The sequence below is a fragment of the Candidatus Accumulibacter phosphatis genome (genome assembly GCF_012939955.1).
Classification (GTDB): Bacteria; Pseudomonadota; Gammaproteobacteria; order Burkholderiales; family Rhodocyclaceae; genus Accumulibacter; species Accumulibacter delftensis.
The window spans coordinates 1-19451 of the sequence record NZ_SPMY01000007.1 but is presented as its reverse complement, the minus strand read 5'-3'; the positions used below and the strand labels follow the sequence as shown (position 1 = coordinate 19451).

Annotated in this window: 13 protein-coding genes, 1 tRNA gene and 1 pseudogene; 10 read left to right on the top strand and 5 right to left on the bottom strand. The window is 62.5% G+C overall.

Translation table 11 applies throughout. The features are described from left to right. Positions 1 to 23: 23 nt before the first annotated feature. On the bottom strand, positions 24 to 836 hold the full coding sequence (locus tag E4Q23_RS02655; protein ID WP_169065197.1) for a hypothetical protein: 813 nt from the start codon (positions 834 to 836) through the stop codon (positions 24 to 26). Positions 837 to 1065: 229 nt separating this feature from the next. On the opposite strand from E4Q23_RS02655, the gene E4Q23_RS02650 reads away from it, so the two are divergent. The 4 genes from E4Q23_RS02650 to rarD all read left to right on the top strand — a co-directional run bounded on the left by E4Q23_RS02650 (position 1066) and on the right by rarD (position 5408). After that, positions 1066 to 1878, top strand: coding sequence for a FecR family protein (locus E4Q23_RS02650; protein WP_169065196.1), 813 nt, complete (start codon positions 1066 to 1068; stop codon positions 1876 to 1878). Positions 1879 to 1966: 88 nt separating this feature from the next. Further along, complete coding sequence (locus E4Q23_RS02645; RefSeq protein WP_169065195.1) at positions 1967 to 3745, top strand: CHASE2 domain-containing protein; 1779 nt, start codon at positions 1967 to 1969, stop codon at positions 3743 to 3745. A gap of 79 nt (positions 3746 to 3824) precedes the next feature. Continuing rightward, a complete protein-coding gene (locus E4Q23_RS02640) occupies positions 3825 to 4517 on the top strand; it encodes a DUF599 domain-containing protein (protein WP_169065194.1) in 693 nt (230 codons plus the stop codon). Positions 4518 to 4520: 3 nt separating this feature from the next. Further along, entirely contained in the window at positions 4521 to 5408 is an 888-nt protein-coding gene (gene rarD, locus E4Q23_RS02635) for an EamA family transporter RarD (RefSeq protein ID WP_169065193.1), read from the top strand. A 122-nt stretch (positions 5409 to 5530) separates the two neighbouring features. Here the strand turns inward: rarD and E4Q23_RS24750 are convergent, their stop codons facing one another. Beyond that, complete coding sequence (locus E4Q23_RS24750; RefSeq protein WP_169065192.1) at positions 5531 to 9694, bottom strand: autotransporter domain-containing protein; 4164 nt, start codon at positions 9692 to 9694, stop codon at positions 5531 to 5533. A gap of 387 nt (positions 9695 to 10081) precedes the next feature. Between E4Q23_RS24750 and E4Q23_RS02625 the strand changes: the two genes are divergently transcribed. Further along, positions 10082 to 10930, top strand: a complete 849-nt coding sequence (locus E4Q23_RS02625; protein ID WP_248595203.1) for an alpha/beta fold hydrolase — start codon at positions 10082 to 10084, stop codon at positions 10928 to 10930. Positions 10931 to 11122: 192 nt separating this feature from the next. Here E4Q23_RS02625 and ssb read toward each other — a convergent pair whose 3' ends face one another. Both ssb and E4Q23_RS02615 read right to left on the bottom strand, forming a co-directional pair. Continuing rightward, on the bottom strand, positions 11123 to 11608 hold the full coding sequence (ssb, locus tag E4Q23_RS02620) for a single-stranded DNA-binding protein (RefSeq protein WP_169065191.1): 486 nt from the start codon (positions 11606 to 11608) through the stop codon (positions 11123 to 11125). Between the two features lie 187 nt (positions 11609 to 11795). After that, on the bottom strand, positions 11796 to 13001 hold the full coding sequence (locus tag E4Q23_RS02615; RefSeq protein ID WP_211203608.1) for an MFS transporter: 1206 nt from the start codon (positions 12999 to 13001) through the stop codon (positions 11796 to 11798). 80 nt (positions 13002 to 13081) lie between these two features. On the opposite strand from E4Q23_RS02615, the gene uvrA reads away from it, so the two are divergent. The 5 genes and pseudogenes from uvrA to E4Q23_RS23495 all read left to right on the top strand — a co-directional run. Next, entirely contained in the window at positions 13082 to 16120 is a 3039-nt protein-coding gene (gene uvrA / locus E4Q23_RS02610) for an excinuclease ABC subunit UvrA (protein WP_169065242.1), read from the top strand. A gap of 50 nt (positions 16121 to 16170) precedes the next feature. Further along, entirely contained in the window at positions 16171 to 16455 is a 285-nt protein-coding gene (locus tag E4Q23_RS02605) for an HU family DNA-binding protein (RefSeq protein WP_169065190.1), read from the top strand. 158 nt (positions 16456 to 16613) lie between these two features. After that, a complete protein-coding gene (locus E4Q23_RS02600; RefSeq protein WP_169065189.1) occupies positions 16614 to 17252 on the top strand; it encodes a hypothetical protein in 639 nt (212 codons plus the stop codon). Positions 17253 to 17367: 115 nt separating this feature from the next. Then, positions 17368 to 17443, top strand: a tRNA-Ala gene (locus tag E4Q23_RS02595). Between the two features lie 752 nt (positions 17444 to 18195). Continuing rightward, positions 18196 to 18816 (top strand): annotated as a pseudogene (locus E4Q23_RS23495) (ATP-binding protein); the annotation flags it as partial. 122 nt (positions 18817 to 18938) lie between these two features. On the opposite strand, the gene E4Q23_RS02585 reads toward E4Q23_RS23495, so the two are convergent. After that, a partial coding sequence (locus E4Q23_RS02585) for a transposase (protein ID WP_169065188.1) occupies positions 18939 to 19451 on the bottom strand: 513 nt, incomplete at its 5' end.

Below are 19451 nucleotides of genomic sequence, written 5' to 3'. Positions count from 1 at the left end.
GGCGCAGGGACTCGGCGCGCCGATTAGCTCCGGCGCACCGTGAAAGCAGCACGCGCCAGGCCATAAAGACCGGAGAGAAGGAGGAGTGGGATGACCACGGTCTGCAGCAGAAAGACCACGATCAAGGTAATGATGTGCTCGGTGGCCTGCTCCGCCGCCTGTTGCAGGGCGTCGAAACGCGCTTTCACCTCCAGATCCTGCCCCCACCAGCCCTTGATTCTGTCCAGCAGGCCCTGCTCCCCGGCGGGCAGCGGCTGCGGCGCATCGAGTCTGGCGACTTGCGCCGGTGCGACGCTCATCACCTGCTGGCTGGCGTCATAGTCGGCGACGAGAAACTTCTCGAACAGCAGGTCGCTGCCGATGGTCACTGCGGGCACGGCGAAGCGCAGCATCAGGAGGACGACGAGGGTCCGCGCCAACCATCCCGGCAGCGCCTCTTGCCGGAAGTGAAACCACGCCCAGCAGACAGCTGTGCCGCTCAGCAGCAGGGAGATCAGCCAGTAGCCAGCCATGCTGATGAGCATTTTCTGGACGCCGAAAGCGACGCTGGCGGCGAGCATGACGTTCGAAAACTGCTCGACGAGATCGTTGACCGGATCGAGCACCTGCCCGGGCGAGAGGACGACGCCCATGCCACCGGGTTGCACCGCGATCTCGGTTCCCTGGGCGACCGAAATTGCCGCATTCAGAGCCCTGGCGGTCGCAAAGCTGAGCAGTGCCCGCTGCAGACCGGCGTCGGCCTGCTGCGTGGCGGCCGAGTCCAGCGGCGCCAGCCAGGAGCAGGCGACCAGGCCGGCAACGAGCACCGCGAGAATGACTTGGCGCGCAATCTGCATTTGTCGACTCCTCCTCGGAGCTCTGAGCGTTACTGGGGTTTGCGGGGGGTTTGTTATTGCCGACCGCTGTGAATATACTCCTGCTGTCGTTCCTCGACTCCCCATACGTCCATCGCACTTACTGGCACGCAGGGCGGTCGAACCCACTCAACCCGGCCTGGATTCGTGCGAGCTGCCCGCGACCATGCGCGCAGCCCCAGGGCTAAACCGCGGTAAGGAGGGCGTTCTCATGGCGTCAAGCACACAGAGCAACACTACATCTGGCTGGCTGGCATGGCGACACTTGCTCGAACATGGCCGTGCTGCCCCGCTTCTCGTCCTTCTCTTCCTTCTCTGTTTCGCCGTCAGCGGCTGTGCGTCGATCACGCTCGGTGTCGTGCAGGGGGAGCAACTGGTCGACAGCGCGACGATCGCTGGCGTCGACGTCGTTCGCCAGGGCGCACGCGCACAGCCGAAACATAATATGTCGCTGCAGCCGGGTGACGAGATCCGAACCGATGCGCAGTCGACCGTCGTGCTCACTTTTGCCGAGGGCGCCCGGGTTTACGTGCAGCCCAACACGCACGTCCGCCTGGGTTCGATCTTCGTTTTCATCGGCGAAGTCCTGGTCAAGGCCAGAGGCCTCTTCAAAGTCAAGACCGAGTACGCCACGGCCGCTTCGGAAGGTACCGAATACCTGGTGCGGGTGGACCCCGACGCGCACGTCAGGGTGGTCGTCGCCGAAGACCGCGTCGCGCTGACTTCGAACACCGCGCAGTGGGCCAAGACCTGGCTGGCAGTCGGGCAATCGGCGACGATCGTCGGCCCCGACCTTCTCGAAGTCGGGCGGGCGAGCAGCGGCGAAGTCGAGCAGATTCGCACCCGCATCAGGAATCTCGATGCCTTGGTGCCCAACACCGCCAACCTCGGCACAGCCGCGCTGGCAGCGGGATTGTTCGCTATCGGCGTGGGGGTGATGAGCAGCCGCTCGAACGACGGCCACGACAGCGATCGGAAAGCACCCATGGAGCCGCCACCAACACGCGGCGACAAGTTTCGCTAACTGGCCCCCGCTTTGAGCGGCGGCTGCAAGCGCCGTGCAGAAGCTACTGCCGTTCAGCGACGCACGACCGAAAACAGGCCCAGCCCAATTGGCAAAGACCGCATCCCGGATTTTCATCAGTTATCGCCGCGAAGACAGCATCGCCTACGCCGGACGGCTCTACGATCACCTGAGTGCGCACTTCGGCGCCGAGCAGGTGTTCATGGACATCGGCCAGATCGAAGCTGGCGACGATTTCGTGAACGTGCTCGACCGCGAGATCGACACCTGTGACGTAGTCATCGCCTTGATTGGCCCGCGTTGGCTGGGCGCCAGCAACGAGAACGGCCGGCGTCTCGATCAGCCCGACGATTTTGTCTGCCATGAACTGGCGGCAGCGCTCGCACAGGGCAAGCGCCTGATCCCGGTGCTGGTCGGCGGCGCGACGATGCCCGCCGCCGGGGAGCTACCGGCGACTCTTGCCGAGCTGGCTCGCCGCCAGGCGCACGCTCTTGACGACAAGCGTTTCAAGTTCGAGCTTGATGCCTTGATCCGCAGCATCGAGGGGCGGCAATCCCTGCTCAATCAGTTCGTGCAAGTGATGAATGCCGAACGCCTGCGCAAATGGCGACTCTACGGTGGCGCCGGCGTCGCGCTGCTGATGTTCTTCCTCGGCTGGGTACAGTTGTTCGACGCGCTGGGCATCGATACACGTATCGAAAGCTACACCATGGCACTCGGCGACACGGTCGCCAGCGCGCCGGTCAGCGAGCGCATCGTGATCGTCGGTTTTGACGAGAAGTCCGAAGCGCGCCTCGGCAGGTTCGGACCCGATTGGCGCCGTGAGCACGCGCGAGCGCTCGACAAGCTGGTCGCCGCGGGCGCCAAAGTGATTGTCTTCGACCTCTATTTCGAGAAAGCGAATCCCGCCGACGCCGAGCTGATCGCCGCCATCGGGCGTGCCAGGCAGGGTGGCAGCGAGGTCATCGTCGGCGTCAATCAGCTGCTCGACCAAGGCCCGGCGGTGATTCCCGAACTGCTCAAGGCAGTCAGTGCCTGGGGCCTGCTGTGCGTTGGCGGCCGCCTGGGTTACGCCTCGGTCGCGCCAATCGCCGCCGTCAAGCTCGCCGCTGCGGTAGATAGCGAGCAGCCACCCGTTGAACGCATCGGCGACAAGATCGCCGCCATCGCCAGCCTCGCGGTCGGCGGCAGAACACTGGCCGTAGACGAGCAGCTGCGCGAACTGACGCTGGTCAGCGACACCGGCAGGACGCTCTGGCGCGGACCACTGAAGCCCTTCCAGGCAAGCGTCGAAGCCTCGGGGCAGCTGCGCAACGACTGCCCGCTGCTGAGCAGCGGCGATCGGGTCGCAGACGGCTTGATCCGCCTGGCGCCGATCGAGATCTGGCGGCAGCCACCGCGACGCTACGACTACGAGCAGATCAGCGGGCCCGCAGCGACGATCGCTGCCGGCGAACTGGCCGGAAAAATCGTCCTGATTGGCGATGCTCGTGCCGGCAAGGATCAATTCCGGGTTCGGCGCGGCGTCGGCGCGGAGTTTCGCCACGGCGTCGAGTTGCATGCCGATGTCGTCAACAACCTGCTGCAGGGGGTGCACTTGCGCGGCCTCGACCCCTGGCTGCAAGTCCTGGCGATGGCAGCACTGGCCATCGCTGGCGGCGGGCTGCGCCTGTTCCGGCCAGCCATGCCAGCGCTCTGGCGGCGCCTGCTGCTGGTGGCCTGCCTGCTCTTCTACCTGGCGCTGACGGTGCTGATCTATGTCCAGTTTGGGCTGCTCTTGAACACCGCCTATCATATCGGCGCCTTCCTGCTCAGCTACTGGCTGCTCGGCAAACTCAGCGCAGCCGCAGCCCCCGCTTCGGCCTAGGACCGCACAGTGCTTGCCCAGTGGCTGGCCAGCGCCTGCCGCCGTGTGTGCGCGCAGCATTCTGTGGCAAGATGGCTCGATGCGCGCACTTGCGAACTTATCGACCATCGATTGGCTGGCCCTTTCCGCCTTCCTGCTTTGCTGGGCAGGCTACACCTGGTTTTCCGAGCGTAGTCGCTGGTGTTGCAAGGGCCTGATCGGACACCTGCACAGCTATCGTAAGGACTGGGCCTACCACATGCTCGAACGCGACCTGCGGATGACCGATGCGGCGCTGATCGGCAATCTGATGACCAGCGTTTCCTTCTACGCCAACACCACCATCTACATTATCGCCGGCCTGGTCGCCGCCCTGGGCGCGGCCGACCAGTTGTTGAGCTTCTCCGCCGACCTGACGCTTGGCGGCAGCAGCAGCCGCGAACAGCTCGAAATCAAGCTGATCCTGGTTCTCGCCAGCTTCGTCTACGGCTACTTCAAGTTCACCTGGGCGCTGCGCCAGTTCAATGTCTTGTCGATCCTCATCGGTGCGGCGCCAACAGGCCATCGCGACGAGCCGAAAGTTGACGCTTTCGCACGCCGTGTGGCAGGCGTCCATAACCTCGCCGGAGACGACTTCAATCGCGGCATCCGTGCCTACTACTTTGGCCTGGCAGCGGCCGGCTGGCTGCTCAGCCCGGTGCTCCTCGGCGTCCTTTCGCTGAGTGTCCTGATCGTTCTCTATCGGCGCGACTACCGCTCGGCGACGCTCGACGTCCTGCGCCCGGAACCTTGAGCTGTGAACGCTGACCGCCAGGTGGCCGGCATCGGCTTCGGCCTGCTGGCCTACGGCATGTGGGGCTTCTTTCCGCTCTTCTTCCACCAGTTGTCGCACGTCTCGCCAATGGACGTGCTCAGCAACCGCGCTGCCTGGGCCTTTATCTTCGTCGGCCTGCTGCTCAGCCTGCGCCGCCAGTGGGGCAAAGTGGCCACGGTTTTCAGAACCTGGCAGCACCTGGCGATGCTGGCGCTTGCCGCCCTGCTGATCGGCACCAACTGGCTGGTCTTCCTGTGGGCTGTCGCCAACCAGCAGGTCGTTGCCTCGAGTCTCGGCTATTTCCTGACCCCGCTGGTGAGCGTCCTCCTCGCTCTGCTGGTGCTCAAGGAACGGCTGAACCCGCTGGAGTGGATTTCGGTGGCCCTGGCGCTGATCGCCATCGCCAACGACGTCATCGCTCTCGGCAGCCTGCCCTGGGTATCGCTGGTCCTCGCCGGCACTTTCGGTACCTATGGCCTGGTGCGCAAGAAACTGCCGGTCGACTCGACCTCCGGGTTGTGGCTGGAAACCCTGGCCATGTTGCCCGTGTGCATAATTTACGCACTGTGGCAGGCACAGAGCGGCCATGCCGTATTTACCGGCCACGACCTGCGAACCACCCTGCTGCTGGCTTGCGCGGGTGCGCTCACGGCGCTGCCGCTGATCGCCTTCGCCGCCGCCGCGCAGCGCCTCGACCTGGCCAGTCTCGGAATGCTGATGTATATCAATCCGACGCTGCAGTTCCTGACCGCGGTCTGGATCTTCGGTGAGCCGATGCAGAGTGAGCGACTGTTGAGTTTCGCGCTGATCTGGCTCGGCCTGCTGGTCTTCAGCTGGAGCGCGTGGAAGAAGTACCGGCAAGCGGCATAGGCAGGCGCCCTGGATTTGTGACTGTGCACGACATCGCACTTTCGCGAACCGTCCCTGCCCGCTTTATGCCAGGCCAGCCGGTGGCCGTGCAAGGCAGAGCACGCGGCGCTCACGGACGAAGATCAGAACGGCATCTGGAATCTGACCGAAGCCGTGTTGTTGATGTACGACTCACGCGCTTCGAAATCATAGCGCAGTGCGAGCTCAATCGCCTTGCTGTTGCTGACCACCAAACCGACGCCACCGCGAGCGATCCATGGGGCAAGATCGAGCCCGCGGGTTGTGAATTGCGCGCCCCCACCGGCAAATGCCGAAACGATCGAGGCTTGCCGAGCCATGGTGTCGTAGCCGGCGCCCAGATTGGCAAGCAAAGAGGTTTTCTCGTCGAGAGCGTGCGTGAGTTTGGCGTTAGCGAACAGTACGAATTGTTCAAGGGTTTGCGGCTTGACGATCAAGTCGAGCGGACCTGCGCCGCTTTCGCTATAGCCATCGTCACGGAAGTAGACGTAGTCGGCGCGCGCCGAAGGAGTGACGGTGGTCGCCGACGAGAGAGGGTAATCGCGACTCAGGCCGACGCCGACGTGGGCATTCCAATTGTCGTAATGCGAGCTGGCCGTGCTATTGACGGCAGCGAAGTTGATATGACGACGTCCCTTGGTGTCACCAACGCCGAAGTCTGCCTGGAGGCCAACACGCGTGCGATCGTCCACTTTGTACTGGCCATAACCGATCAGGCGATAGCCATTGACCTTGGCGTCCTGATCAGTCGCCGAACTACTGAGACTGACATCGCTACTGGCGTAGGCAAACGCCACACCCAGGTTGACGTGGTCCGCTACGTCGCCATCGGCACCAAGCAACAGGCCATAGCTATTGGCCTTGTAACCGGGAACATCATCGACATCACCCTGCCGTGCCCAGGAACCGATCGGCTTGATCCAGAATTGACGGTTGGTGAGGAAGTCGTCGCCCGAGGACAATCCGCGCGCGGCTTCATGACGTGCCTGGATGATACGGTCGCTGGCGTTGAGAATGCCGACGACGGCTGTCGGCATTCCTCCGAACATCAGCGGCAAGACATCGGCGACCGCGTCAGACACCGCTGCCTGCAAAGTCAGTGCTTGAAAAAGGCTGCTGATTGGATGCGACGGGTCCTGCACAGTAAGTGAATCCAGGACTCGCGCTGCAGCACCAGCAGCAGGATTACTGTTTCCGCTGACCGCATCGAAGATGCCAGTTTGCGAACTGGCCGCAATCGCAAGGTCAACCGAATTGCCATTCTGCGCGGCACGGAAATCAAAAAGCGCGCTGTTGTCGGTGACCGCAAACGTTGACGCGTTCAGCGTGCCGGCCTTGATCACTGCCGGCAGGACGGTGCCGTTGGTCAAAGCCGGCGAGCCGACGACATCGACAGCGATTCTTGCTGCCGCCGGCAAAGTGGCGGTGCCGGAGACTTCCAGCTTGCCGTACTGTGCATTGCCAGCGACGCCGGTCTGGAAAGTGCCCGCCGGAGTCTGCGTGTAGTTGCCGGTGATCGTTGCCGTCTTTTCCGCGGCAACCGCCAACCTCCCCGCATTGTTGAACGCTGAGGCCGAGGCATTCTGAACGCGAACGCCATGTGCCATGTTGAAGGTGCCGGTATTGGCGATGTTGAAGGTATCGACGTTGAATTGCCCTTCGCTACTGAAAAGGGCACCTCTGGTGACGTTGAAAGCCGCCATCGGCGCGTGGACGTCACCGATCACCCGGGCATTGCTCCCGACGACATCGATGCTGGTCAGCGAACTGTCATTGCTGATCGTCCGGTCGGCAAAAATCGCATACCGGCCACCCGAAATTGTGCCGCTGTTGACGATCGATCCGCTCAGCACGGCGTCGCGCATGAAGTAGATTCCATAATCGCTGCCGCTGACCGTACCGCTATTGGTAATTGACGTTGACGTCCCGGTCAACACATTGATCCCGGAACTGGCCCCCGTAATGCTGCCGGTTGGCGTGACGGTGAGCGTCGGCGAATCGAACGCGACTTCGCAAGGGCCTGTCCTGGCCGTGGACACGCTCCGGCCGCAGTAGTCGGTGTTATTGACGGCGATCAGATTAATTGCATTGCCGGCGACTGCCTCACTACGCCGCGAAGCTGCCTCATCGGCTCCGGAGTCCACGATTTCCGCCGTGAAATCAAGCAGGGCGCTGTTGTCCGTGACCTCGAAAGCTCGTGGAGAGCTTAGCGTACCGGCGGTCACCACATGCGCCAGCGCATCACCAGGACTAATGGCATGCGCCGGGTCGAGGTTCACGGCCAGCGCATTGCTCTCGGTGAAGTCGGCAACGCCGCCAACTTCCAGCGCTGCGTAGCGAGAGACACTGTGAACACCTAACTCAAGAACGCCACCGGTTTGCTGCGTGTAATTGTTGCGGACATAACTCCCAGCAAAGCGTTCGCCTTCGCCTGCAGCTCTGCCAAAATCCAGCGCCGGGATCAGGATGTGCCCGGCGTTGTTGAGTGCTACTGCTTCATCAATCTGCAAATGACCTCGGACGTGGCCACCGGCGAGGTTGTCGATCCGCCCGGCGCCACGACTGACCGCAATCGCCACGGCACGGCTGTCGCCTGTCGCATTCGCTGCGGCCGCAATAAGTCCGGAGTTGGCGAGCGCACCGTCGTCGAACTGCCGAATGTCGACGCCATGCGCCGTGGCGTCGCCCGGGTAAGCGTCATCAGTCGCCGTGGCGGTGGCACTTATCGTGCCACTGTTGATCAGCGTGCCGTTGAGTCGCCAAATGCGAGCGCCATAGGCCATGACGGCGCTCTTGTAGGCGCCACCGCCGCCGGTGGCGGTGGCGTCAATGGTACCGCTGTTGGTCAGCGTGCCGCCGTGCTGAATGGCCTCCACGGACACACCGCTGGCCTCAGGATAATAGGTCGCCGTAGCTGCTGCCTTGATCGCCCCACTGTTGAACAGCGTGGCGCTGGGGAGATTTCTGACAAGCACACCGACGGCCTCGGAATAAGCGGTGGAAGTGGCTGTGGCGCTGATCGTGCCACTGTTGGTCAGCGTCACAGTCGCCGTCGGACCGAAGCTAAACCCGCGGTATTCCTTGTCAACAGACACGCCCGCGGCATAAGCACGGGCGTAAGACTCTGCGCTGCCGGTCGCTGTCGCGGCAGCGGCGATGGTGCCACTATTGGTCAGCAGCCCACTCATCCCCGCCACCTCGCCGTTGTCACTTTCGACGAAAACGCCCCTGGCAAATGCTTCAGGCCACCCGCTACCGGTTGTCGTGGTCGTGGCCGTAGCCTTGATCACGCCTTCGTTGATCAGCCGGCCGTTCAAATCCCCCCCGAGATAGACGCCGTTGGCTTTGGAGAAATGGGCATCAGTCGCTGTGGCGTTGATCGTGCCGGCATTGATCAAGGTGCCGCTCATCGTCGCGGTCTCGCCGTAGTCACCATCGGCCAAGACTCCCTCTGCTCGGGCATAGGAAGAATACTTGGCATCGGCAGTTCTGGCCGTCGCGTCGATTGCCCCACTGTTGGTCAGCGTGCCGCTGAGATCACCCTTGACAGACACTGCAGCAGCGTAGGCATAAGCGGTGGAAGTCGCGCTGCTCGTGATCATGCCACTGTTGGCCAAAGTACCGCTGAGGACATCATCGACGTGCACGCCCGAAGCTTCAGCACCGGAGTATTCGCCGGCAGACGCTCTGGCGACGGCGTTGATTGCGCCACTGTTGGTCAGCGTACCGCGCAGGGCGCCGTCGACGTATATACCGCCGACATCAGCACCCGACACTTCGGCGGCGGCCGCCGTGGCGGTGGCGTTTATCGTGCCACTGTTGGTCAGCGTAGCGAGGAGATTGCCGAAAATGCGCACGCCAAATGCTCTAGCGTCGCCGCTGACCGAAGTCGCTCTTGCACTGATGGTGCCGCTGTTGGTGAGCATTCCCGACAGGTCTAGCCCCAAAGCGATACCTGACGCTTCGGCAGCAGAACCCGTAGCCGCCGCCTCAAGGATACCGCTATTAATCAGCGTGCCTGACATGGCCGGGAGACCGTATATATTCTCCCGAAGCCCGAATGCTTCTGAATAGCCGTCGCTGTCGACGCTTGTTCTGATCGCCCCGGAATTGGTCAAGGTGCCGAGCAACTCGGCCGTGACGACAACACCGGAAGCACCAAAATACTCGTAAGACCCCTCCCCCATCCGCGTACCCGAGGCCTGAATCAAGCCCTGATTGGTCAAACTCCCGGCCAAGGCCAGATCGCCGTCGTACGAGATCGCCACCCCCCGCGCCGGAAACTGCTCCCGGCACAGTGATGGTGAGCCCGGTATCGGCGCAAGGCGATCTTGCGGACACCGCGCTGGAAATGGTTTCAGAGCCGGAGCACTGCGCGTTGGCAGGCGCGATCAGCACGGCATTGGCACAAGCGAGCGCGACGGCACTACTGATAGCCTTGTACTGCCAGCCAGGCAAACCCGGCTCCGTGATGGTAATCATGATCGTTCCCTTGAGTTGAGAGCATCTGGCTGCGAAAGTACGGAGGTGACGATACTCAATAGCAATCGACTAATCAATGGGTCTATCACGGGCTTCCGAGAGTGCGAAACCGGCTTCATGCTGGGGGGCAGCCCGAGACAGAATCACAAACGGGAAACAGCGGAGGATTCGGGATGCTTTTGGCGGTATCGCTGCGTTCAAGCAGCACTCTGTTGCTCTCCGTACTGGTGCTTGCTGCCTGCATCGGACAAGGGCTCGACGATCGCCGTGCTCGGGCGGCGACTCTCGCGGCAGCGAGAAACTGGCAGCTGCTGCGCCTCGACGTTTCCCCTTTACCCCTGATCGCCTATGTCCCGACATCGATTACCGCGGCAGAAACGCTAACGGTTTACATGGAGGGTGACGGGCTGGCCTGGTTGACCCGCAGCCATCCGTCAGACGACCCGACTCCGCGCCGTCCTCTGGCCCTCGAACTGGCGTTACAGCATGCGCCGGGAGTCGCCGCCTACCTCGGGCGCCCGTGTCAGTACCTGGACGCTGACGAAACGGAGGATTGCGCTCCGGCTTACTGGACGAGTCATCGCTTCTCGCCGGAAGTGGTCGAGGCGAGCAACCGGGCAATCAGCGCGCTCAAGGAAGGCTTTGGCGCCACCCAGCTGGTTCTTGTTGGCTACTCCGGCGGAGGCGCTATTGCCGCTTTGGTGGCGGCACGACGCCAGGATGTCGTCCAGCTGGTAACCGTTGCCGGCAATCTCGATCACCACCTGTGGACACGGCATCATGGCGTTCTGCGGCTGGACGGCTCGCTGAACCCAGCCCTTGAATGGGAGCGCCTGCGAAGTGTTCCGCAACTGCATTTTGTCGGCGCTGATGATGCCAATATTCCTGCCTGGATCGCAACCCATTATGCGTCAGCCTTCCCTGCCAGCGAACGGCCCGAGATACGCATAGTGCCTGGCTTCAACCACGTCTGCTGTTGGGCCGAACGCTGGCCGGAACTGTACGAGGGCGCTACTCGTTGATCAGTACTGGCAGGGTCCTGGCAAGAGCACAGGAGCAGGAAAAATCGTCCCTGCGCCATCGCCTTTGGAAGCGCATGGAGATTGGCCGAAGTGGTCGACAGCAACGCTCTGCCGGCCTCCGACGAAAGCTTCTCGGACCGGCGGCGGCGATGCGGAGGGTTGAGTTAAAGAGGGGGTATGGCGCGCGGTGGCTTAGAACGGGATATCGTCGTCCATGTCTTCGAAGCTGGGCTTCTTCTTGGCGGGGGCCGCCGCGCGGGCGCCGCCGGAGTCGCCGGCCGACGATGGCATGCTGCCGCCGTACTCGCTTTCGTCATTCGACGATGATGGCGAACCCATGCCTTCGCGACCGCCAAGCATCTTCATCTCGTTGCCGATGATTTCGGTGGTATAGCGTTCGTTACCATCCTTGTCCTGCCACTTGCGCGTCTTGAGACTGCCCTCGACGTAGACCGACGAGCCTTTCTTCAGATACTGCCCGGCGATCTCCGCGAGACGCCTGAAGAACACGATGCGGTGCCACTCGGTGGCTTCCTTCTTGTCGCCGGTCTGCTTGTCTTTCCACGATTCCGAGGTCGCGATCCGGATGTTGCAGACGGCGTCGCCGTTCGGCAGAAAACGGGTTTCCGGATCGGCACCCAGATTGCCGACGAGAATCACTTTGTTTACCGAAGCCATGTTGCCTCCCTGGATGGTGTGCGAAAAAAAGTAAGCGCGATTATAGGCTTAAGCGCCAGGGCTTAACGGTCATGACAGTCGAGATACCCAGATCATGGAAGTCATGACCGCCCACTCTTCCCCCGGCCCTTCTCCCGCGCGGGAGAAGGGAGGTTCGTGAGTCGCGTGCGCGAGGTTCACGTAGTGCTTAAGCCGTCACCTGCCGGCGACGCAGGGCCGGCAAGGTCATGGTCGTCGACAGCGACAGCCAGATGACGGTGAGCAGGCCGCCACAGGCCCAAACGGCGCCCGGGCCAAGGTACTTGGCCAGCGCGCCGCCGAGTACCCCGCCGACAAACAGGCCCAGGGCCTGGGTGGTGTTGTAGACGCCGAGCGCGGCGCCTTTCGCGTGCGGCGGTGCGATCCGCGAAATCAGCGAAGGCTGCGTCGCTTCGAGAATGTTGAAGGCCACGAAGAACAGCGTCAGCCACAGCGCCAGCCCGTAAATACTCGTCGAGAACAGGCCAAAACCGACCTGAACGATCAGCAGCAGAACCACCGCCGTATTGAAGACCAGCTTCATGCGGCCATATTTTTCGGCGGCGATGATTGCCGGCACCATGATCACGAAGGACACCAGCAGCGCCGGCAGGTAGAGCTTCCAGTGATCGGCAACCGGCAGCTCGCCGATCGAGATCAGCTGTGCCGGCAGCAGGACCCACATCGCGGTGAGCATCAGGTGCAGGGCGAAGACGCCGAAGTTCAGGCGCAGCAGCTGGCGATTGGCGAGCACTTCGACAAAGCTCGGCCAGGTCGGCCGACGCGGCACGGTCGGCGCGGCGGGGACCACCTTGAGGACGACGAAAATCGCCAGCAAGGCCAGGCCACCGGTCAGGCTGAAGATGCCGGACATGCCGATGCTGACGAAAAGCAGCGGCGCGGCGACCATTGAGATGGCAAAGACCATGCCGATCGACGAGCCGATCATGGCCATCACCTTGGTCAGATGCTGTTCGCGCGTGAGGTCGGCAGCCAGCGCGGTGACGGCTGCCGAAATGGCACCGGCGCCCTGCAGCACGCGGCCGGCAATGACGCCGTAGATGTCGCCCGCGGAAGCGGCAACGAAGCTGCCGACGGCAAAGAGAAGCAGTCCGAAGACGATCACCGGCTTGCGCCCGAAACGATCGGAAGCGGCACCGTAGGCGATCTGCAGGAAGGCCTGCGTCAGCCCGTAGGCGCCGAGCGCCATGCCGACGAGCGCCACATCGTGGCCGGACGGCAGGTCCTGGGCGTAGATCGCGAAGACAGGGAGGATCAGGAACAAGCCGAGCATGCGCAAGGCAAAGACAGCCGCCAGGCTGATGCCGGCGCGCTTCTCCTGGCTGCTCATTCGGTCGATAGTTGGGGCGGACATGGGATTTTGGTGCCGGACTGCGGAATTGCGTATATTAGCAGGTTTGCCAAAGCCTCTCGGGCTCGCAGCCAATGGACGAGATCAACGAAATACGCATTCGCGGTGCGCGTACGCACAACCTGAAGAACGTCAATCTCGACCTGCCGCGCAATCGCCTGATCGTGATCACCGGGCTTTCCGGTTCCGGCAAGTCGTCACTGGCTTTCGATACGCTCTACGCCGAAGGGCAGCGCCGCTATGTCGAGTCGCTGTCGGCCTACGCCCGGCAATTCCTGCAACGCATCGAGAAGCCCGACGTCGACCTGATCGAGGGGCTGTCGCCGGCGATTTCGATCGAGCAGAAAGCGACCAGCCACAACCCGCGCTCGACGGTCGGAACGGTCACCGAGATTCACGACTACCTGCGCCTGCTCTTCGCCCGTGTCGGCACACCCTATTGCGCCGAACACCAGCGGGCCCTCGAAGCGCAGACCGTCTCGCAGATGGTCGATCATGTCCTCGCCCTGAGCGAGGACAGCCGGCTGATGATCCTGGCGCCGGTCGTCGCCGACCGCAAGGGCGAGCAGCTCGAACTCTTTGCCGAGTTGCGCGCGCAGGGTTTTGCCCGCCTGCGGGTCGACGGCCAGATTTTCGAGATCGACGCCCTGCCCAAGCTCGCCAAGACGCGCAAGCACAGCGTCGATGTGGTCATCGACCGCCTGAAAGTGCGCGCCGACATCCGCCAGCGCCTGGCCGAATCCTTCGAGACCGCCCTGCGCCACGCCGACGGCCGTGCCATCGCCTACGAAATGGACAGCGAACGCGAGCATTTCTTCTCGGCCCGCTTTGCCTGCCCGGTCTGTTCGTACTCGCTGCCCGAGCTCGAGCCGCGGACGTTCTCCTTCAACAGCCCGATGGGTGCCTGCCAGAAATGCGACGGCCTCGGCGTCATCCAGTTCTTCGACCCGAAGCGCATCGTCGGCCATCCCGAGCTATCGCTGGCCGCCGGGGCGATCCGCGCCTGGGACCGGCGCAACCCCTTCTATTTCCAGATGCTGTCGTCGCTGGCGGCGCACTACGGCTTCGACGTCGAAGTGCCGTTCAGCGAACTGCCTGAGCGCATCCAGCAAGTCATCCTCTACGGTTCCGGGCGCGAACAGTTGCCGTTTTCCTACGTCAACGAGCGTGGCCGGCACAGCATTCGCCAACACACTTTCGAAGGCATCGTCGTCAACCTCGAACGGCGCTACAAGGAAACCGACTCGCAAGCCGTTCGCGAAGAGCTGGCACGCCTGATCAGTAACCAGAGCTGCCCCGCGTGTCACGGCAGCCGCCTGCGCGAAGAGGCGCGCAATGTGCGCGTCGGCAGCCTCGCCAGTGCGCGCACCCTGCACGAGCTCAGCCGCCTGCCGCTTGCCGAAGCGCGCGACTACTTCGTCGCGCTGCAGCTGCCCGGCAACAAGGCCCAGGTCGCCGAGAAAGTGCTCAAGGAAATCGTCAGCCGCCTGCAGTTCCTGATCAACGTCGGCCTCGACTATCTGTCGCTCGACCGTTCGGCGGAAACGCTCTCCGGCGGCGAGGCGCAACGCATTCGCCTGGCCTCGCAGATCGGCTCGGGCCTGACCGGTGTGCTCTATGTCCTCGATGAACCGTCGATCGGTCTGCACCAGCGCGACAACGAGCGCCTGTTGAAGACGCTGCAGCAGCTGCGCGACATCGGCAACACGGTGATTGTTGTCGAGCACGACGAGGAAGCGATCCGCAGCGCCGACTACGTCGTCGACATCGGCCCCGGTGCTGGCGTCCATGGCGGTCACATCGTCGCCGAGGGACCACCGGCAGCGATCATCGCCAACCCGGCGTCGATGACCGGCGACTACCTCGCCGGGCGGCGGCAAATCGGCATGCGCGCCAGGCGCCGGCAACCCGATCGCGCGCGGCTGCTGAGCATCGTCGGCGCACGCGGCAACAACCTGCGCAACGTCAGCGTCGAGCTGCCGGTCGGGCTGTTCACCTGCATCACCGGGGTTTCCGGTTCGGGCAAATCGACGCTGATAAACGATACCCTGTACGCGGCGGCGGCCAGACATCTCTACGGTTCGAACGCCGAACCGGCTGAACACGACGCCATCGTCGGCCTTGATCACTTCGACAAGGTGATCAACGTCGACCAGAGCCCGATCGGGCGCACACCGCGCTCCAATCCGGCCACCTATACCGGCCTGCTGACACCGATTCGCGAGCTGTTTTCAGGGATCCCGGAAGCCCGCTCACGCGGCTACGGCCCCGGCCGTTTCTCGTTCAACGTCAAGGGCGGTCGCTGCGAGGCCTGCCAGGGCGATGGCGTGATCAAGGTCGAGATGCACTTCCTGCCCGATATCTACGTCCCCTGTGACGTTTGCCACGGCAAGCGCTACAACCGCGAGACCCTCGAAATCCAGTACAAGGGCAGCAACATCTACCAAATCCTGCAAATGACCGTCGAAGTGGCGCGCGAGTTTTTCGACGCCGTGCCAATCGTCGCCCGCAAGCTGCAGACGCTGGTCGATGTCGGGCTGAGCTACATCACCCTCGGCCAGTCGGCGACCACCCTCTCCGGCGGCGAAGCACAGCGCGTCAAACTGGCACTCGAACTGTCGAAACGCGACACCGGCAGGACGCTCTACATTCTCGACGAACCGACCACCGGCCTGCACTTCCAGGATATCGAAATGCTGCTCACCGTCCTGCACCGGCTCGTCGATCACGGCAATACGGTGCTGGTCATCGAACACAACCTCGATGTCATCAAGACCGCCGACTGGCTGCTCGACCTCGGCCCCGAAGGCGGCGCCGGCGGCGGTCGCCTACTCGCCGCCGGCCCCCCGGAGCAGATCGCCGAGCTCGCGGAGAGCCACAGCGGCCGTTTTCTGAAGCCGCTGCTCAAGCGTAGCGACCCGGCCGATGCGCCCCCCCCGGTGAGTTGCCGCCACAGGCCAAACAGCCGGCGTCCCGGACAGCTTCACCTGCCGCCGTTGCAGCAGTCGAATGAAGGCGTGCCATGCTCTCGCCAAGCCTTCAGCCCCAAAAATGTGTTTGGCCAGACGGGAATCCATGCCAGAATTGCAGCCTTTGGCGCGCCCTTCCAGGCGCGCCAGTGAAATGCGAGAATGCGCCTGAATGAAGGCTCGTAACCACCAAAGGAGACAATATGAACAAATCCGAAATGATCGATGCTATCGCCGAGCGCACCGAACTCTCCAAAGTCGCCTCCGCGAAAGCCCTTGACGCCGTCATCGACACCATCGTCGAAGCGGTTGCCCGGAGCGAAGCAGTGACGCTGGTTGGTTTTGGCTCCTTCAAGGCCAGCCCGCGCGCTGCGCGCGAGGGCAAGAATCCAAAAACCGGCGCGAAGATCCAGATCGCGGAAACCATCGTCCCCAAGTTCACCGCTGGCGCGACCTTCAAGGCGAAAGTCGCGGGCAAGGCAGAGTAGGACTGGAGAACTTGCCACAGAGGCGTGCTGACCACACTCCCGTGGACCGAATTGGGAATAGCTTGGCGATGCGCAAGCCCTTCCCCCTTCCGCCAATAGTCAATCGCGCCAACGATTTAACTTCTTCACTTATCCCCCTTCAACTATCGGAGTTATCCATGCGCTTTCGTACCAGTCGTACCAGTCGTACCAGTCGTACCATTCGTACCATTCGCAGCCTGGTTGCCACCGCCGCCCTCGCTCTCCTCCCGTTCGCCGTATCCGCTCAACAAGCTCCTGAATCCGCGGTAATGACCGCCTCAGCCCCTGGTGAGTTCGTCGGCATGGTCGAGGCGCAGGTGTCGCTGGCCGTCAAGGCGATCGACAAGGCAACGCGTGCCGTCGTTCTCCAGAACGAGCAAGGCGAAGAGACGGTCATCACGGCCAGCGATGCCGTCAAGAATTTCGACCAGATCAAGGTCGGTGACCGCGTCGTTGCCAGCTATACGCAAACCCTGGTGATGAAACTCAAGAAGGGCGGTGGTGAACTTCGCGTGCGTATCGACAGCAGCAGCCAGCAAAGCGCCAAACCGGGTGACAAGCCCGCCGCCGCCGTCGTGGACGATGTCGCCTTCATCGCTGACGTAGACGCGGTCGACCGCAAGACGCAAATGATTACCCTGCGCGGCGCCAAGAAGACCGTCAAGCTGAAGATCAAGGACCCGGAACAACTCAAGTTGATCAACAAGGGCGACCAGATCGAGGGCGTCTATTCCGAAGCTGTCGCCGTGTCGGTCCTCCCCGCTGCTGCCAAGTAGCCAAAATAAGCCAATCGACTCCCTGCCGGCGACCCTGCGACGACCCAAGGTCCATACAATCGCTGGCAGCAAGATTGACGCTTCAATTCATGCCGCGTAGAATCCGTGCGGCTTCGGGGGCATAGCTCAGCTGGGAGAGCGTCTGGTTCGCAATCAGAAGGTCGGCGGTTCGATCCCGCCTGTCTCCACCAAGACATGAAAGCATCAAAGCCCGGACTGGCTCCGGGCTTTTTTTGTGCCCGCGAAGGCGCCGCTCGGTCAAGGATTCGCGGGCGCAGTGATTTTCTGTGTTCGGTGAATGGCGCCGATTCTGTCCCACTGGCCGCCAGAATTTGGCTCTTTTCTCTGTTCATGCGTTGCCGGATCGGGGCCCGAATCTTCCAAGCACCCGCCTTTCGTTGCGGCTGCCTACATCGCACTTCCCTTCGTCACCGCAATTCGAAACACACTTTCACGGCCGCCTTGCTCCAACCCGATAATCGCCCTGCGCAACCGGAACCCCTTCCACTCATCTGGAAATGCTTTCTCGACGTCCCCTATCTGGCCTGATAAATTGCAGCATTTACTCCTGACTGCGATTTTATGCAACTCACTGAACCTCAGCCTGAGTGAGCCTTGAGCGTCTATTGAATAGATCGCCGCGCATCTGAGAGTGACGCGCGAGGCATTTTTCCAGTGGAGCGAGAGCCTTCCGGCTCATTGGATCGAACGAGTGGGAAAGTTCAAGGTGTCCGCGGTCGACGATTGGGCGCGCGCTACGGGAGCCGACGAGAGGAACAACAGTGAACAACACATCAGCAACTTGCTTGCAGTCGGTCTGCTGTTTTTCAATGAGACGCCGGAGCGATTTTTCCCCGGCGTGCAGATAGATGTGGTCTGGTTTCCCGAAGGTGCAGGCGGTGATCGCTTCGAGGAAAGGATTTTCAAGGGGCCGTTGGCGCGAATGACGCGTGAGGCCTTGAGCTATATCCAGCGCAACTACCTGCGCGAGACGGTCATCAAGCATCCCGAACGGGCCGAGGCCACGCGGGTCTGGAACTTTCCCTACGCCACCAGCGAGGAAGCCGTGGTCAACGCGGTCTATCACCGGTCCGACGAGGAGCGCGAACCCATAGAGGCGCGCATCAGCAATGACGAGTTGGTCGTCGTCAGCTTCCCCGGCCCGGATCGTTCCATCCGCTTGGAGGACCTGCAGGCCGGTCGTGCAGTCAGCCGCCGCTACCGCAACCGGCGGATCGGCGAGTTCCTGAAGGAACTGGATCTGACCGAAGGCCGCTCGACGGGCATGCCAAAAATTCTCAAGGTGATGGCCGCGAATGGCTCGCCGGCACCGCTGTTTGAATCGGATGATGACCGACTTTCGTTTGTGATCCGTTTGCCCGTCCGCCCCCTGGCCCGGCCGGTGCCGCCCGAAGTCACCGATGAAGTCGCCCCCGAAGTCACCCCCGAAGTTGGGCGGGTCGTGGTGGCATTACAGGATGAGTTGTCCCGAGCAGGCCTGCAGCAGGCACTCGCTCTGAAGGACGAAAAGCATTTCCGCAAGGCTTATCTCTTGCCAGCGCTCGATTCCGGCCTAGCAGCTTGTCGGACTACCCGTCGGCAAAGCCGGCGCGTTTCACCATGTGGGACAAAAAGCCGGATTTCCCTGGTTTTCTGGCGTTTCCAAGGGATTTCCCCTCATTCTCCCTACTGTGGACGCAATACGGCCAAGCGCTTCAAATTCCAGGCGAGGCAAACCAGCGTCCACTCGCCGGTGACCTTCTTCAAGCCGCGCAGGGAGAAGCGGCGAAAGCCCATCACCGACTTGATGATCCCGAAGACCGGCTCGATCGTCTGCTTGCGTAAGGCGTAGCGCGCTCGTCCATCCTTGGTCTTCAGCCGATGGGACATCGCCTGTACTGGCGTGGCATTGTCGGGCAAGGGGGCCGGCTCGCTGTGGCGCTCCCGCCAATCCGGATGATGCTCGTCGCGTCCGACGGCGATCAGGGGCTCGATACCGGCCGCCTCACATGCCTTGATGTTCTTCTCGCTGCAGTAACCGCTGTCGGCGATCAGGCATTCCACGGCGCCGAGCACCTCGGCCTGGGCCTTGAGGGTGGCCAGCATCGGCTCGACCTGCTGTTTATCGTTGGGCGCCTGCGTGACCCCGGTGGCGACGATCAGCATCGTCGCCGCATCGGCCGCCGCCTGGGCGTTGTA